Annotated in this window: 15 protein-coding genes; 11 read left to right on the forward strand and 4 right to left on the reverse strand. The window is 61.7% G+C overall.

Annotation, left to right across the window (positions count from 1 at the left end):
* Positions 1-96: 96 nt before the first annotated feature.
* Positions 97-1,335: an acyl-CoA dehydrogenase family protein gene (locus PspS35_RS15860; protein ID WP_159935690.1), complete on the forward strand. Its 1,239-nt coding sequence runs from the start codon at positions 97-99 to the stop codon at positions 1,333-1,335.
* 63 nt (positions 1,336-1,398) lie between these two features.
* Here PspS35_RS15860 and PspS35_RS15865 read toward each other — a convergent pair whose 3' ends face one another.
* Complete coding sequence (locus tag PspS35_RS15865) at positions 1,399-2,184, reverse strand: sulfite exporter TauE/SafE family protein (protein WP_159935691.1); 786 nt, start codon at positions 2,182-2,184, stop codon at positions 1,399-1,401.
* Between the two features lie 194 nt (positions 2,185-2,378).
* Between PspS35_RS15865 and PspS35_RS15870 the strand changes: the two genes are divergently transcribed.
* The 3 genes from PspS35_RS15870 to PspS35_RS15880 all read left to right on the forward strand — a co-directional run bounded on the left by PspS35_RS15870 (position 2,379) and on the right by PspS35_RS15880 (position 4,158).
* Positions 2,379-2,900: a DUF3455 domain-containing protein gene (locus PspS35_RS15870; protein WP_159935692.1), complete on the forward strand. Its 522-nt coding sequence runs from the start codon at positions 2,379-2,381 to the stop codon at positions 2,898-2,900.
* A gap of 62 nt (positions 2,901-2,962) precedes the next feature.
* Complete coding sequence (locus PspS35_RS15875; protein WP_159935693.1) at positions 2,963-3,487, forward strand: sigma-70 family RNA polymerase sigma factor; 525 nt, start codon at positions 2,963-2,965, stop codon at positions 3,485-3,487.
* A complete protein-coding gene (locus PspS35_RS15880; RefSeq protein ID WP_159935694.1) occupies positions 3,484-4,158 on the forward strand; it encodes an anti-sigma factor in 675 nt (224 codons plus the stop codon). Before PspS35_RS15875 ends, PspS35_RS15880 begins: the two co-directional genes overlap by 4 nt.
* Here PspS35_RS15880 and PspS35_RS15885 read toward each other — a convergent pair whose 3' ends face one another.
* Both PspS35_RS15885 and PspS35_RS15890 read right to left on the reverse strand, forming a co-directional pair.
* Entirely contained in the window at positions 4,159-5,460 is a 1,302-nt protein-coding gene (locus PspS35_RS15885; protein WP_159935695.1) for an ATP-binding protein, read from the reverse strand.
* 3 nt (positions 5,461-5,463) lie between these two features.
* Complete coding sequence (locus PspS35_RS15890) at positions 5,464-6,165, reverse strand: response regulator transcription factor (RefSeq protein WP_159935696.1); 702 nt, start codon at positions 6,163-6,165, stop codon at positions 5,464-5,466.
* A 289-nt stretch (positions 6,166-6,454) separates the two neighbouring features.
* Here PspS35_RS15890 and PspS35_RS15895 point away from each other — a divergent pair, with 289 nt between their 5' ends.
* The 7 genes from PspS35_RS15895 (at position 6,455) to PspS35_RS15925 (ending at position 14,487) form a co-directional block, all read left to right on the forward strand.
* Positions 6,455-7,612 (forward strand): efflux RND transporter periplasmic adaptor subunit, encoded by a 1,158-nt coding sequence (locus PspS35_RS15895; protein ID WP_159935697.1) that lies wholly within the window; start codon positions 6,455-6,457, stop codon positions 7,610-7,612.
* A gap of 13 nt (positions 7,613-7,625) precedes the next feature.
* Complete coding sequence (locus PspS35_RS15900) at positions 7,626-10,718, forward strand: efflux RND transporter permease subunit (protein WP_159935698.1); 3,093 nt, start codon at positions 7,626-7,628, stop codon at positions 10,716-10,718.
* A 114-nt stretch (positions 10,719-10,832) separates the two neighbouring features.
* A complete protein-coding gene (locus tag PspS35_RS15905) occupies positions 10,833-11,474 on the forward strand; it encodes a DUF1345 domain-containing protein (protein WP_159935699.1) in 642 nt (213 codons plus the stop codon).
* Between the two features lie 72 nt (positions 11,475-11,546).
* On the forward strand, positions 11,547-12,386 hold the full coding sequence (locus PspS35_RS15910) for an AraC family transcriptional regulator (protein ID WP_159935700.1): 840 nt from the start codon (positions 11,547-11,549) through the stop codon (positions 12,384-12,386).
* 53 nt (positions 12,387-12,439) lie between these two features.
* Positions 12,440-13,045 (forward strand): LysE family translocator, encoded by a 606-nt coding sequence (locus tag PspS35_RS15915; protein ID WP_174244820.1) that lies wholly within the window; start codon positions 12,440-12,442, stop codon positions 13,043-13,045.
* A gap of 107 nt (positions 13,046-13,152) precedes the next feature.
* Positions 13,153-13,947 (forward strand): hypothetical protein, encoded by a 795-nt coding sequence (locus tag PspS35_RS15920; protein WP_159935701.1) that lies wholly within the window; start codon positions 13,153-13,155, stop codon positions 13,945-13,947.
* Between the two features lie 93 nt (positions 13,948-14,040).
* Complete coding sequence (locus tag PspS35_RS15925) at positions 14,041-14,487, forward strand: hypothetical protein (RefSeq protein WP_159935702.1); 447 nt, start codon at positions 14,041-14,043, stop codon at positions 14,485-14,487.
* Between the two features lie 82 nt (positions 14,488-14,569).
* On the opposite strand, the gene PspS35_RS15930 is transcribed toward PspS35_RS15925, so the two are convergent.
* The gene (locus PspS35_RS15930) at positions 14,570-16,837 is read right to left on the reverse strand and encodes an autotransporter outer membrane beta-barrel domain-containing protein (protein WP_159935703.1); all 2,268 of its coding nucleotides are present in this window, start codon (positions 16,835-16,837) and stop codon (positions 14,570-14,572) included.
* Between the last annotated feature and the right edge of the window lie 2 nt (positions 16,838-16,839).

A 16,839-nucleotide genomic window follows, 5' to 3' on the forward strand; every position in this document is an offset into this window, starting at 1 on the left:
GTCAACCCGGCTGCTTCCCCGTAAACATTGGGCCGCGCACCCGGCACGAACTGTGCAATCACCCCTTGCATAGACCACTGCCCCGGAGCCTTGCCCATGACCGAACACCACGTCATCAACCCGCTGTCCACCGGCGTCGACTACCCAACGTTGGCCGCGCGTCTGCGACCGATCTTCCAACGCATCGCCGACGGCGCGGTGCAGCGCGAACTCAGCCGCACCCTGCCCCATGAGCCGATCCAATGGCTGAAGGAAGCCGGTTTCGGCGCGGTACGCGTACCGGTGGAATACGGCGGCGGCGGCGCGTCCCTGCCGCAATTGTTTGAGTTGCTGATCGAACTGGCCGAGGCCGACTCCAACGTGCCCCAGGCCCTGCGCGGGCACTTCGCCTTTGTCGAGGACCGCCTCAACGCACCGCCAAGCGCGGGCCGCGACCTGTGGTTCAAGCGCTTTGTCGACGGCGATATCGTCGGCTGCGCCTGGACCGAAATCGGCAACGTCGCCATCGGGGATGTGGTCACCCAGGTCAGCCCCGACGGTGATCACTGGAAACTCAACGGTGAAAAGTTCTACAGCACCGGCAGCATCTTCGCCGACTGGATCGACGTGTACGCCCAACGCAGTGACACTGGCGGCGACGTCATCGCCGCCACCCGCGCCCGCCAGCCAGGCGTGGTGCACAGCGACGACTGGGACGGTTTTGGCCAGCGCACCACCGGCAGCGGCACCTCGCGCTTCACCGACGCGGTGGTGGAGGCGGATAACGTCATCGACTTTGCCACCCGCTTCAAATACCAGACCGCGTTCTACCAGTTGGTGCTGCTGGCCAGCCTCGCCGGCATCGGCCGCGCAGCGCTGCGCGATGTGGCCCATCAGGTGCGCAGCCGCCAGCGCATCTACAGTCATGGCAATGCGCCCCATGTGAGCCAGGATGCACAGGTTCAACAGGTGGTGGGCGAAGTGGCGGCATTGGTGTACGCCGCCGAGGCGAGCGCCTTGAGGGCCGCGTTACCGGCACAACGTGCCTACGTGGCGCGGTTTGGCGGGGATGATGCGGTGGAGCGCGAAGCCAACGTGGCGGCCGAGATTGAATCGGCAACGGCGCAGGTGGTGGTGTCGGACTTGATCCAGCGGGCTACGAGCCAGTTGTTCAATGCACTGGGCGCGTCGGATGTACGCCAGGGCAAGGCCCTTGATCGGCATTGGCGTAACGCGCGGACGGTGTCGTCGCACAACCCGGTGATCTACAAGGCGCGCATCGTGGGCGACTGGGTGATCAATGGAACCGAGCCGCCGTTCGTATGGCAGATCGGCAACGGCCCGGCAAAGCACTGAGGCCTAGCACAATCAAAATGTGGGAGAGGGCAAGCCCCCTCCCGCACTTGGGTTGCATATAGCCTAGAAGGCCAGTTTGTACCCGACCGCCATCAACATGATCGCCAGGCACGGGCGCAACACGCCGTCCGGGATCTTGCCGGTCATGTGGCTGCCCACATAAATGCCCGGCAGCGAGCCCATCAACAGAAAGCCCAGCAGGTGCCAGTCCATATTGCCCATGCCGGCGTGGCCCAGGCCTGCCACCAGGGTCAGGGGTACGGCATGGGCGATCTCGGTGCCCACCAGGCGGCGCGTGGCCAGGAACGGGTACAGGATAAACAGCGCCACGGTGCCCAGGGCGCCAGCACCGATGGAGGTCAGGGCGACCATGGTGCCGAGGATGGCGCCGGTGACTACGGTCAACCCATTCAGGTTGCGCGGGTTCATATGGTAGCTGTCGCCCGCGTGACGCTGGGCGAACGCCAGCAGGCGCTGCTTGAACAGGATCGCCAAGGCCGTCAGCAGCAACACCACGCCGAGGGCTTGCTTGATCACCGCGTTCATCGCGCTGGGGTCGGTGTGCAGGCTGGCAAGGAACCACAGGGTCAACAACACCGCAGGCACACTGCCCAGGGTCAGCCAGCCGGTGATGGTCCAGTCGATGTTCTTGTTCTTGCTGTGCACCAGCACGCCACCGGACTTGGTGATGGCCGCGTACAACAGGTCAGTGCCCACCGCGGTGGCCGGGTTGATACCGAACCACAAGAGGATCGGGGTCATCAACGAGCCCCCGCCGACACCGGTCATACCCACGATAAAACCCACGATCAGGCCGGCAATTACGAAACCAACGTTACCCACTTCCATTACAGCTACCTGCGGCCTTATAAATTTCTGGCGGCAGGATAGCGATTTTTCTTATAACGACTTATACCAATATGATCTGACTTTAGATCTTTTTTGCTTGATGCAGATTTTTTTGCCGATCACTGCATCCAGTTCGCGTGCCCGTGGGTAGTCCTTGCAGCAACCCTGCTGTTTCATCTAAAGGAGAAACACCCATGAACGCTAAAGCCCTGCTCTGCCTCACCGGTTTGCTCGTGGCCAGCCCTGGCGCCTTTGCCCAGGCTGAGTTGCCCGACAGCATCAAGGTGCCGGACGGCCACAAAGTAGCGATGCAAACCACCGGCGTCGGCGAGATCACCTACGAGTGCCGCGACAAAGCCAACGCCCCAGGCCAGACCGAATGGACCTTCGTCGGCCCCAAGGCTGTATTGAATGATCGCAGCGGCAAGCAAGTGGGCACCTACTTCGGCCCACCCGCCACTTGGCAAGCCAAGGACGGTTCGAAAATCACCGGCACCCAACTGGCCGTAGCGCCGTCAAGCCCGGGCAACCTGCCGTATCAACTGGTCAAGGCCAACCCGGCCGAAGGCAAGGGCGCGATGAGTGGCGTGAGTTACATCCAGCGGGTCGCCCTTAAAGGTGGCGTGGCGCCGAGCACTGAATGCACAGCCGCCAACAAGGGCAAGCAGGAAGTGGTGAAGTACCAGGCCGACTACATCTTCTGGGCGGCCAACTGAGCAAACTGCGCTACGCTGCCTGTGGCGAGCGCGCTCGCCACAGGGGTTCAGCCATTTGAGGGATGTGCGTGTTTGATTACGAAGCCTGTCTGCTGGCCTGTGCCCGTGGCGACCAACGCGCCTTGCGCCGACTGTATGAGCAGGACAGCAGCCATTTGCTCGGCGTAGCCCTGCGTATCGTGCGTGACCGGGCGCTGGCCGAAGATGTCGTGCATGACGCATTTATCAAGGTCTGGCGCGGCGCCGGCAGTTTCGACCCCAGCCGTGGCTCGGCGCGGGGCTGGGTGTTCAGCGTGACCCGTCACCTGGCCCTCAACGTGGTGCGCAATCACTACCGTGAAGTGCCATTGGGCGACGAGCACGAGCACGTCGCCGCGCCCTCCGAGACATTTGAATTTTCCGCGCGTTCCGGGCAGATCCACACCTGCCTGGAGCAGCTCGACCCGGCCCGTCGCACCTGCATTTTGCATGCGTATGTCGACGGCTATTCCCATAGCGAAATCGCTTCGAGGTTGGACACCCCTTTGGGGACCGTCAAAGCCTGGATCAAACGTAGCCTCGCCGCGCTGCGGGAGTGCATGGCATGAACAACCCCTTGGACGAACTGGCCAGCGAATACGTGCTGGGCACCCTGCCCGCCGAACAACGGGCCGACGTGGAACACCGCCTGCCCCACGATGCCGAGTTACGTGCGGCGGTGGATGCCTGGGAACAGCGCCTGCTGCCCCTGACTGCGCTGGCCGAACCGGTGCTGCCCTCGGCACAGTTGTGGCGGCGCATCGAACGTCACACCGCGAGCCCGGACGCCCACATACCGTGGTGGAACCTGCTGGCGTTGTGGCGCGGCCTGGCGGGTGCGGGGTTGGCAGCGAGCGTGGTGCTGGCGGCGTTATTGCTGACCCGCCCGCCCATCGCTGAGCCAAGCTTTGTGGTGGTGTTGGTGGCGCCGCAGAGCCAGGCGCCGGGTTGGGTGATCCAGGCCAGCAACAATCAGCAGATTCAGTTGATTCCGTTGGGTGTGATGGAAGTGCCGGCGGACAAGGCCCTGCAGTTCTGGACCAAGGGCGATGGCTGGCAAGGCCCGGTGTCCCTGGGCTTGGTCAAGCCGGGTCAACGCCTGTCGGTGCCGTTGGACGCGTTGCCGCCGCTGTCGCCTAACCAATTGTTCGAACTCACCCTGGAAGACCCAAGCGGCTCGCCAACCGGCAAACCCACCGGGCCGATCCAGGCCATCGGCCGCGCCGTCAAGGTGCTCTGATCAGCCGACGTTGGGCAGCCACACGCGAAACCGGGCGCCGCCCAACGGCGACGCCAGGGCCGTCAACGTGCCACCCTGGGCTTCCAGGGCGCGGCGGCTGATCGCCAGGCCCAGGCCAAAGCCGCCGGTGCTGCGGTCGCGGCTGCGGTCGAGGCGATAGAACGGTTCGAAGATGCGTTCGCGCTGGTCCAGCGGAATGCCGATACCATCGTCGTCGACCCAGATCTCACAGCCCTTGGGGCACACCTTGACGCCCACCTGGATGCGCGCGTCGCAGTAACGCGTGGCATTGCGCAGCAGGTTCTGCAACGCACGGGCGGTCAGGCGCGGGTCGAGGCTGAAGCGCTCCACCACGCAATCGAGCACCACATCGATCACGATCTCGGGGTTCTCCAGCTCGTCGTCGACGCTGCCGAGTACGCTGTCGATAAACTCATCAAGCACCACCTCGACCCGCTCCGGCAGTTGCGCCGGGTTTTGCAGGCGGCTGTAAGAGAGCAACTCCAGCACCAGCTCATCCAACTCGCGAATATGCGCCACCAGGCCATGCAGGCGTTCGCGGCTGGCCTCGGGCAGGTCTTCGGACAGCGCCAGGGCCAGGCCGAAGTCCAGGCGCGTCAACGGTGTACGCAGTTCATGGGACACCGCGTTGAGCAAGTCGCGCTGCTGGTTGAGCAGGTGTTCGATGTCATCGGCCATAGTGTCGAATACGGCCGCCAGGCTGCCGATATTGGAACTCGGCGGGATGCGCGTGCGCTCGGCCAGGTTGCCCTTGCCCAGTTGCGCGGCGGTGCTTTTGAGGCGTTCCAGATCACGCCAGTGCGGACGCAACCAGAACAGCAGGCAGGCCAGCAACGCCGCGCCGACCAGCACATTCATCGACCAGTACAGCAGGTTCATGTCCAGCGGGTCTGGGGGGATGGTTAGCTTGACCACGAATTGCTGGTTGAGCGGCGAGCTGATTTCTTCCATCCAGCCCCACTCCCCCAGGCGAATCACTGGTTTGCCCTGCCCCAACAGCGTGGCTTCCTGCGGGGTATAGCTGGCGTCCTGGCGCAGCAGCAGTTGCACTTTGAGCGGCGCGAAGTCGCGGCCCAGTTGCTCGGTGACCTGGGACCAACGCTCCACCGGCGCCCGCTGGTATTGCCTGACGATGAGGGTTTGCTGGCCTCGGGATTGCTCGACGTTGTAGTCCAGGTAACGGTGTTCAAACAGCTGGATGACCAGCTTGGGGATCAGATAGATCGCCGCACTGTAGGTGACGATCGTGATCAGGTAGAGGCGTAGCAGCACACGGAACATGGTTCAGCATTCCCACTCGGAACGGCTGAACAGGTAGCCCTTGCCCCACACCGTCTTGATCTTGCGCGCCTCGCCGGCATGGTCGTCGAACTTGCGGCGCAGCTTGGAGATGGCCACGTCCACCGAGCGGTCGGTGCCGTTGAACTCGATGCCGCGCAGGCGTTGCAGGATCTGGTCGCGGCTGAGCACTTCACCGGCATGCCGGGCCAGCACCACCAGCAGGTTGTATTCACCGCTGGACAACTCCACCGGCTGCTCGCGCCACACCACGGTGCGTTCCGACAGGTCGATGCACAGGTTGCCCATCAGGATCCGGTCGTTGGCCACCTGGGGCTCGGACAGGCTGCTGCGGCGCAACAAGGTACGCACACGGGCCAGCAACACACGCGGCTCGCAGGGTTTGGTCACGTAGTCGTCGGCGCCCATCTCCAGGCCCAGCACCTGGTCGTGGCTGTCGTCGCGGGCGGTCAGCATCAGGATCGGCAGGCCCGCCGAATCGGCGCGTAGCAGGCGGCACACTTGCAGGCCGTCGAGACCAGGCAGCATCAGGTCGAGGATCACCAAATCCGGCGGGTCAAGACGTGCGCGCTCACGAACGTGGTCACCACGGCTGAGCACGCTGACGTGGTAGCCATTGCGCTCCAGGTAGCTGGCAATCAGCTCGGACAGGGCGGCGTCGTCTTCCACCAGGAGGATGTTGGGCATGAAGGTGTTTCCAGAAAATACAGTGATGTGTCGTACACAAATCCAATGTGGGAGGAGGCTTGCCTCCGATGGCGGTGCTTCAGATGCAGAGTTGTTGACTGATTCACCGCTATCGGGGGCAAGCCCCCTCCCACATTTGATCTTCAGTGTTTGCAGGATTGTGCAAGGATATACGCCCTCGGCGCCCCGCGCGCGGCACCTTACATTTCTTCACACACGACCTACACAGCTTCACAGCACCACGGCGCAGGTGACCTTAGGATGCGCCAGTCACTATTGGGATAAGAGCATGTCGAAGAATCTGTTGACGCCGTTTTGCCTGTTGGCCCTCACCCTGGCGTTGAGCGCATGTGGCAACTCCGCCGCCGAGGCGCCGCAAACGGCGCCGGCCAAGGTGCGCATCGAAACCTTGCAGGCCAAGCCCCTGTCCATCACCAGCGAACTGAGCGGGCGCATTGCCGCGCCGCGTATTGCCGAAGTGCGCGCGCGGGTGGCCGGCGTGGTGATGCAGCGGGTATTCAAGGAAGGCCACGACGTGAAACAGGGCGACGTGCTGTTTCGCATCGACCCGGCGCCGTTCAAGGCCGACCTCGACAGCGCCCAGGCCAACCTGAGCAAGGCCCAAGCCAACGCGTTCCAGGCGCGCCTGCAAGCGCAGCGCTACAGCCAGTTGGTGGAAGGCAACGCCATCAGCGGCCAAGACTACGACAACGCCCGCGCCGCCGTGCGCCAGACCAACGCCGAAGTCGCCGCCAACAAGGCCGCCGTCGAGCGCGCCAAATTGAACCTGGGCTATGCCACCGTCACGGCGCCGATCTCCGGGCGCATTGGCCGTGCGCTGGTGACCGAAGGCGCACTGGTGGGCCAGAACGAGGCCACACCACTGGCGCTCATCCAGCAACTGGACCCGATCCACGCCGACCTCACCCAGTCCACCCGCGAGTTGAACGACCTGCGCCGCGCCTTCCGTGCCGGTAGCTTGAAGCAGGTGGGCCAGGACCAGGCCAAGGCTACGCTGATCCAGGACGACGGCAGCCTGTATCCGCTGCCGGGCAAACTGCTGTTCACCGACATCAGCGTCGACCCCGGCACCGGCCAGATCATCTTGCGCAGCGAGTTCCCCAACCCGGACCTGGACCTGTTGCCCGGCAGTTTTGTGCGGGTGCGCCTGGAGCAAGCTGTCGACAAGCAAGGCATCAGCGTGCCGCAACGCGCCATCACCCGTGACAGCGCCGGCATCCCGATGGTGTTGCTGCTGGATGCCGAGCAGACCGTGAGCTTGCAACCGGTGCAATTGGGCGCGGTGATCGCTGATCGCTGGATCGTCAGCAGTGGGCTCAAGCCCGGTGACCGCATCGTCGTCGAAGGCGTGCAACACGCGCGCCCCGGTGAAAAAGTCCAGGTAGACGACAGCCCGACGCCACTCGCCCAGGCTTTTGGCCAATAAGGATTATTCGACCATGCCGCAGTTCTTCATTGACCGCCCGATCTTCGCCTGGGTGGTCGCCCTGTTTATCCTGCTGGCCGGTTTGCTGGCCATCCCGCAGTTGCCGGTGGCCCAGTACCCCGACGTGGCGCCGCCGAAAGTCGAGATCTACGCGGTGTACCCCGGCGCTTCGGCCCAGACCCTGGATGAAAGCGTGGTCAGCCTGATCGAGCAGGAGCTCAACGGCGCCGATCACTTACTGTATTTCGAGTCCCAGAGCAGCCTCGGCTCGGCGACGATTACCGCCACGTTCCAACCGGGTACCAACCCGGAAATGGCCCAGGTGGACGTGCAGAACCGCCTCAAGGCGGTGGAGCCGCGTTTGCCGCAAGCGGTGACACAACAAGGCTTGCAGGTGGAGAAAGTCTCCGCCGGTTTCCTGCTGCTGGTGACCCTCACCTCCGATGACGGCAAGCTCGATGACGTAGCGCTCAGTGATTACCTGGCGCGCAACGTGATGAACGAGCTCAAGCGCCTGGACGGCGTGGGCAAGGCGCAGTTGTATGGCGCCGAACGGGCCATGCGCATCTGGATCGACCCGCAGAAGCTGATCGGTTTCAACCTGACACCGGCCGATGTGAACGCCGCGATCAGCGCGCAGAACGCCCAGGTTTCCGCCGGCAGTATTGGTGATTTGCCGGGCACCAAGACCCAGGAAATCACCGCGGCGATTCTGGTCAAGGGCCAACTTTCGACCCCGGCGGAATTTGCCGACATCGTGCTCAAGGCCAACCCGGACGGTTCCACCGTGCGTGTCGGCGACGTGGCGCGGGTCGAAATCGGCAGCCAGGAATACCAGTTCTCCACACGCCTGAACGGCAAGCCGTCCACCGCCGTCAGCGTGCAACTGGCGCCCGGTGCCAATGCGCTGAACACCGCAACGCTGGTGCGGGCGAAGATGGATGAGTTGTCGCGCTACTTCCCGGCCAATGTGCACTACAAGATTCCGTACGACACCTCGCCCTTCGTCAAAGTCTCGATCACCAAGGTGGTGTACACCTTGCTGGAGGCGATGGCGCTGGTGTTTGCGGTGATGTTCCTGTTCCTGCAGAACGTGCGCTACACGCTGATCCCTACCCTGGTGGTGCCGATTGCGCTGATGGGCACCTTTGCCACCATGCTGTTGCTGGGTTTCTCGATCAACGTGCTGACCATGTTCGGCATGGTGCTGGCCATCGGCATCCTGGTGGACGATGCGATTGTGGTGGTGGAGAACGTCGAACGGATCATGGTCACCGAAGGCCTCTCGCCCAAGGAGGCGACGAAGAAAGCCATGGGCCAGATCACCGGCGCCATCGTCGGCATCACCCTGGTGCTGGTGGCGGTGTTCCTGCCGATGGCGTTCATGGCGGGCTCGGTGGGCGTGATCTACCAGCAATTCTCATTGTCGATGGCCACCTCGATCCTGTTCTCGGCGTTCCTCGCCCTGACCCTGACGCCGGCCCTGTGCGCCACCCTGCTCAAGCCGATTGCCAAGGGCGAGCACCATGCCAAGGGCGGCTTTTTCGGCTGGTTCAACAGACGCTTCGAGCAGCTCACCGACCGTTATGAAGGCTGGGTGAGCTATGCCCTCAAGCGCAGCGGCCGTTACCTGCTGATCTACCTGGTGCTGCTGGTGGGCCTGGGCCTGATGTTCATGCGCCTGCCCGCCTCGTTCCTGCCGGTGGAAGACCAGGGTTACACCATCACCGATATCCAGCTGCCGCCCGGTGCGAGCAAAAACCGCACCGTGCAGGTGGCCGAGCAGATCGAAGCACACAACGCCGGCGAGCCGGGCGTGGGCGATACCACCATGATCATGGGCTTCAGCTTCTCGGGGTCCGGGCAGAACGCAGCGCTGGCGTTTACCACGTTGAAGGATTGGTCCGAGCGCAGCAGCGAAGATTCAGCCGCCTCCATTGCTGAGCGCGCCAACATGGCGTTCAGCGAGCTAAAAGATGCAATTGCCTACGCGGTGCTGCCACCGCCGGTGGACGGCCTGGGCACCTCCAGCGGTTTTGAGTTCCGGTTGCAGGACCGTGGTGGCGTCGGCCACGCGGCGTTGATGGCGGCGCGTACCGAGTTGCTGGCGGCCGCCGAGAAAAGCCCAATCCTGGCCAACGTGCGCGAAAGCGCCCTGGCCGAAGCGCCGCAGGTGCAGCTGGAAGTGGACCGTCAGCAAGCCAACGCCCTGGGTGTGTCGTTTGCCGACGTGGGCAACGTACTGTCGTCGGCGATTGGCTCGGCCTACGTCAACGACTTCCCCAACCAGGGCCGCATGCAGCGCGTGGTGGTGCAGGCTGAAGGCGACCAGCGCAGCCAGGTGGCGGACTTGATGAAAATCAACGTGCGTAACAACGCCGGGAAAATGGTGCCGCTGTCGGCGTTTGTCGAAGCCAAATGGACCCAGGGCCCGGCGCAGTTGACGCGCTATAACGGCTACCCGGCCATCGCTATTTCCGGTGAGGCCGCGCCCGGCTACAGCACTGGCGAGGCGATGGAAGAAATCCAGCGCCTGGTCAGCCAATTGCCAGCGGGCCTGGGCCAGGAATGGACCGGGTTGTCGCTGCAAGAGCGTTTGTCCGGCGCCCAGGCCCCCATTCTGCTGGGCCTGTCGCTGCTGATCGTGTTCCTGTGCCTGGCCGCGCTGTATGAAAGCTGGTCGATCCCGACCTCGGTGTTGCTGGTGGTGCCGCTCGGCGTGCTCGGCGCAGTCTTGGCCGTGACCTTGCGTGGCATGCCCAATGATGTGTTCTTCAAGGTCGGCCTGATTACCATCATCGGCCTGTCGGCGAAGAACGCGATTCTGATCATCGAGTTCGCCAAGGACCTGTATGACCAAGGCGAAGACCTGATCGACGCCACCCTGAAAGCGGCGCGGCTGCGCTTGCGGCCGATCATCATGACTTCGCTGGCGTTCATCCTCGGCGTGGTGCCGTTGGCGATTGCCACCGGGGCCAGTTCGGCGAGCCAGCAGGCGATCGGTACCGGGGAGATTGGCGGGATGATCACCGCGACCCTGGCAGTGGTGTTTGTGCCGGTATTCTTTGTGGTGGTCATGAAGATGGTGCGCAAGCGCAGCCGCTAGCTGTCAGCTTCAAGCGGCAAGTAAGAGCACGCTTGCTTCTACTTGCCGCTTGAAGCTTGCAGCTTGAAGCTGCTCAACCTATGTTGCTCACTACTCCCCCGATTCGTGAGCGCCATGCCCTTCCTCGCCCGCACCCACCCTCGCCTCTCCGCCGCCGCCGTGCTCGGCCTTGCCGTGGGCATCCTGGTGCCGGCTGACAGCCTCGCCAGTAAAGTGCTGATCGGCTGGAACGCCGGGGTCTGGACCTACCTGGCGCTGATGCTCTGGCTGACCATCCGCGCCAAGGCGCCAGACGTCAAGCGCATCGCCGAAATCGAGGATGAGAACGCCGGGCTGGTGCTGTTCACCGTGTGCATCGCCGCCATCGCCAGCCTGGCGACGATCACTTTCGAACTGGTCGGCAGCAAGGACCTTGTCACCTCCGAGCGCCTGCTGCACTACGGGTTTACCGGGCTGACGGTGATCGGTTCATGGTTGCTGATCGGGGTGATTTTCAGCGTGCACTACGCGCGCCTGTATTACACCTGGGACGGCAAGGAGCCGGCACTGCGCTTTGCCGAAGGCTTGCTGACGCCCAATTATTGGGACTTCCTGTACTTCTCGTTCACCATTGGCGTGGCGGTGCAAACCTCGGACGTCGGCGTTGCCACGCGCGGCATGCGCAAGGTGGTGCTGGGGCAGTCGCTGATCGGCTTTTTGTTCAATACGGCGATCCTGGGGTTCTCGATCAACATCGCCGCCGGGCTGTTCAGCTAGGCTGCACAAACCTTCTAGACGCTCAGGTGTCGGTGGGCGCTAATACCCTTACACATTGCGTCCCGGTGTTTTATGGCTGCACACAATTGGATCGACCTGGCCCAGGACGCCGACACCGGCATCGAGACCCTGCGCGCGCATTTCGAGGGCCACGCCTACGACCCGCACTGGCATGACAGCTACCTGATCGGCGTCACCGAACAAGGCGTGCAGCAGTTCAACTGTCGTCGCACCCGCCACAACAGCGTGCCGGGCCAGGTGTTTTTGGTGGAGCCCGGTGAATTGCATGACGGCGACGCGCCCACGCCGGACGGCTTTACCTACCATATGCTGTACCTCGACCCGCAGTGGTTGGCGCGGGAAGTGAGTGCAGTGTTCGAAGAGGCGCCGCTCAACAGCCAGTTGGGTTTCGCCACGACCTTGGCCAGCGATCCACGCCTGGCCATCGCCACCAGCCAGGCCTTCCAGACCCTGCACAGCGGTGAATTGCGCATCGTGCGCCAGCGCGCCATGGACCAATTGCTCGAACGTCTCACCGGCCAACTGTATTGGCGCAGCCGTTACCGTGAAGACCCACGCCTGCCGCAGGTGGCGCACAAGGCCCGGGACTACCTGCACGCCCACCTGCATCACGATGTCGGCATGGACGAACTGGCCCTGGCCTGCGGCGTCGACCGCTTCCGCCTGACCCGCGCGTTCAAGAGCGCCTTCGGTTTACCGCCCCATGCGTACCTGGTGCAGTTGCGCCTGGCCCGCGCCCGTCACGCATTGGCCAAGGGCGAACAACCGGCCGACGTGGCGATGGCCCTGGGCTTTGCCGATCAAAGTCACTTGGGGCGCTGGTTCGTACGCGCCTATGGACTCAAACCGGCGGCCTACCGCAAGCGCTGCTCAAACCTTCCAGACAGGTAAGCCACAGGCTTGTGAGGATGGGCGCCACTGAGCTGTTCATTGGAGCCCCTTGTATGCCGTCCCCGCTGTTTCCCTTCCTGTTATTTGCCTTCGTCGCCTCTATCACCCCTGGCCCCACCAATCTCTTGGTGTTGAGCAACAGCGCGCGTTATGGCCTGCGGGCGGTTGTACCGATCATCCTGGGCGCATGCACCGGTGCGGCGGCGATTGTGCTGGTCGTCGGTCTGGGGCTTGGTGAGTCACTGGCGCACCTACCTAACGTCCGACTCGCCATGCAGTGGGTCGGCGTGACGTGGCTGAGCTACCTGGCCTGGAAAATTTTCAGCTCACCAGTCCACGCCATTGAGCGCGATGCGCCCCATAAACGCTTGGGCCTGCTCGGAGCGGCAGGGCTGCAACTGGTGAACCCGAAGACGTGGATGATGGCGTTGGCCGTGGTCAGTGTGTTCGCCGACCAAGGGGCTGAGCGTCAGGCGCAGGTGCTGGCGTTGTCCCTGGTGTTTTTTGTGGTCTCACTGCCATGCCTGGGGCTGTGGGCGTTGCTGGGCGCGGGATCCACCCGGTTGTTGGGATCGGACAACGCCATGCAGCGCTTCAACCAGATGACGGGAGCCCTGCTGCTGATCTCTACCTGGATGGGAGCGTTTCATTCAGTGTAGAGAAACCGACGAATGGCAGAGCGCACCTGTTAGTTCTGACAGTTGTCACGGATCGATTTCTGGCGCGCAATGGCGTCGTCCCCAAGTTGCAATGTCGGAGATACACCATGCCTGCACAACCTGCGCTGATAAGGAATTTGTTACTGAACGGCAGTTTCAGTGATGACGGGAAATACTGGGACACCACGGGCACTGTGGATTACTCCCGACAGTCGTGTCGCATCCTCTCAGGGCAGGCCTCTCAGCGCGTCGATGTCACCCCGCTGGAAACTTATACTTTAAGCCTCTGGACACAGGTTCTGTTCAAGGGCCAAGGCGAGTTGCTTATCCGGCCTAACCCACCGGCAACGGATGAACGTACATTGCTGGACAGTTTCCATGTCTGGACGCCCCGGGAAATCCGCTACACCCCGCCTGCGGGCACCGTTTTTATCACCATTGCCCTTAGCGGTACTGCCGGTGAGGTGTACGCCGATGAAATGCATCTGTCCTCTGAACGATCGACCCCCGAGCAGCCAGAACTGATCAGAAACGGTGATTTTTCTGCATTCCGTAACGATTGGGATGCCTCAGCCTCTCCCATCGGCTCTCGCCATCATTTTGACGGAAGCACGTTTGAAGCCACGCTTATGGGGCAAGCCCGCCAGGATGTCAGCCTCGTCGCCAACCAGACCTACGAATTTTCTGTACGTACGCGCTGCGCCTTTGGCGGAACCGGATTCGTGGTGTTTCACCCCCTGCCCAGCGGCACACTAACGCCGATCACTTTTACCAATTCTGACTGGACCCTTCACACGCGAGACTTGGTCATGCCGGCTGGCACCACCGGGTGCGGCGTTGTCCTTATAGGACAGGACGGCGGGATATTTTTTGATGATGTATCCATGAAACTCAAAACCTGACACCAACGTGTTCACCCCCTCTACGTGGCTGTCCAGGCCAAGCGTCAATGCCTTGCACGGGATCCGCAACACCTAATCCAAGGAGACACTCTCATGTTAAGCGAGTTGAAAGAGCGTACAAAAACCAAGTCCGCCGTTGCCGTTCAGTACCTCAAGGGTGAGGTCAACCGAGGTGAGGTCTACCCAAAAGACTTCACGGCGAAAGTCTTCTCAATCCTTTCACTTACTACTCTTTGGAGAATGTCGGGAAGCCATACCGATACGGATACGGATAAAGTGACCTATAAAATCCAGCTCGATATTCCAAAGCAATACCTCAAGGGCGTATACAAACTGGAAGATCACCACGATATCAAAATTTCCTACACCACCACTGACTTGCACGACCCTCTGGATAAATACGTCAGAGAAGGCCTGCTCGACTTGACTGAAGTGGATGCTGCCAATGGCCATGTGCAAGGTGCACTGGCTGGTGGCAAAACCGCTGACGACGGTGATGGAAAGGTATTCACCGTCGATTTTCTCTTCAGTTTCGGATAAGGCCTGTGTCTTGACGACACGTATCGCCTCATACAAAAAAGGAAGCCTGACAGGCTTCCTTTTTTGTTTACCTCACACTGTCTTACCAGGAGTAACGCAAGCCCACGTTGGCGCCCCAAGGCTGATCCACATGCTTGCCCTTGCTGTGTTCAAAGTCGGCATGCAGTTGTAGGTTCTGCGACAACGATACCGCCACCCCCGCTCCCAGCTCGACGCGCGAACCCGACAAGTCGTTATTGAACACATGACCATTGACCGATGCTTTGTTGGCGTCGGCAAACTCGTGAGCCACTGCGGTTCGCAGGTACGGCTGAACGATGCTGCCGCTGTCCATGAGGAAATCACGCCCCACCGTCACACCCAACTTGCCGAGCACCGAGTGGGTGTCCTGCCCCTTGGCTTGCAGGCCGTTGTCCAAGCCGTAGTGCTTACCCTTGACCACAACCGTGGACGCTTGGGCAAACGGTTCGATAAAGAACTTATTATCCAGCTTGATATTGCGCCCGACTTCAACCGACGCGCCAATGCCGTTGGTGCCATATTTACCTTTGGCTTGCGCGCCGTCACTCAGTGCGACTTCGGAGCTGTTTTCAAAACGGTTGGCTTTGACTACACCGTCAAAATAATAACCGCTTGCTTCGTCAATCCAGGTTGCATAAAGACCGGCGTAGTAACTCTTGACCGTACCGGAAGTGCCGCGGCCCAAGTCCAGATCCGAATCACTATGACCTGCCATCACACCGACCAACCATTGGCTGTCTTCACTCAGTGGCGTATCGGCGCCCAAGGAAAAACCGCGCTGGGTCTGTTTGAAGCCCACACCGTTGGCATCAGACACCGAGTATTTGTTGCCATAACTACGGATCCAGCCACCCGCCTGAGCACCGTTATGCCGCAACTCCCCCATGCGGGTACGCAAGGAGCTCATCTCGCCATACCATACGGTAGGAGCCGTGTTGAACAAGGCCAGCACGGACCGCGTGCCTGGGCTGATCGTCCGCGCGCCCGGATCAAGGAACCAGTCATTGCCATCCTGCCTGAGCCCGTAGGACCAGGCGCCGACATCGACCGCGCCACCCACAAGGGAAAACTCTGCGTCACCACCGCCGGCGTGCACAATGTGTACATCGCTTGGGGATACCGGTTCCAGGCCACTGCTGGCCACCAGGAGGCTGTGTTTACCCGTGGCATCGCCTTCGATGTTCAGGAAATCATTCTGGCCACCGGCAAAGTCAACGCCCATCACAAAAGTGCCGTTACCGCTCAACGTGTCCAGGTCCAACTGATAAAACGCGTTGTCCCCCCCAAACCTTACCGTACCATCGGCAAGGCTCAGCGCACCGACCTGACTATCGCCGGTCAGGTTCCAGAACGATTGGTCGCCAACGCTGAGGCTGTCGACGTTCAACAACGTGCCCGTGATCGAGGCGTTGTTCTGCAAGCTCAGGTTGGCATGGCTACCAGCCTCGACGAAAACATTGCCTTGTAGATGGCTGTTGTTGACGTTCATGTTGCCGGTGGCGCCACCCGTTACTTCGAGCAGATTGCCGTTGCCTCCAATCAGTTGCGAACCGTTGTTGACCTCGATAGTTGCAGTCGGTACACGTCCCGGGCTACCGACAACCGCAATGGCGGCGCCCGTCCTGCCTTCCACTATGGACTGATCCAGCACCAGCGTGCCATCACCGGTCACGCCTGCTGCGCGGGCAATCCGTACGCCATTCTGCTCACCGACCAACCTGCTGCGCTGGGCAACGGCCGAACCGCCGATCAGTGATACACCCGTGCTGCCGGCAGCCGTGCCCTCAACCAAGGTATCAAGCAGATTCAGCACGCCAAACTGGGTGACCGAAGCACCTATTTGGGCGCCCTTGATCGTGCTATTGAAAACGTCGGCACGAGAACCGCTTGCACCCGCGCCATAAGTATTGAGTATCAGGCCGATCGACTGAGTACCTTCCAGATAACTGCCGGAAATGGTTGCGACACCGTCGGTCAGTTCCATGGCCGGGGCATGCTGCCCATCGCTCTTAACGATGGCGCCGTCTATCGTCACCGTGGACCCTTCCTGGGCGACGATGCGTTCGATAGTGCTGCCACCGGTAACGTTCAATTGCGCGCCCAAGCCACGAATAGCACCAGTCGTTGCGCCATTGACGGTCAACGAAGAATCTTTCAGAAGAGCCCAGTCCTTGACGGCTTCACCCGACTCGATGGTTTTCGACTCGCCGGGCCCTACAACTTCTGGCGTCGCATGCGCCTGTACCGCTACAACCAGCAGCAGGCCCAGAGAAGGAACTTTGATAGCCGCACTTAACGGTGAAAGTTTAAAAAAATCTTTGATGGACATGC

Origin of the sequence: Pseudomonas sp. S35 (assembly GCF_009866765.1) — a bacterium.
Taxonomy (GTDB): domain Bacteria; phylum Pseudomonadota; class Gammaproteobacteria; order Pseudomonadales; family Pseudomonadaceae; genus Aquipseudomonas.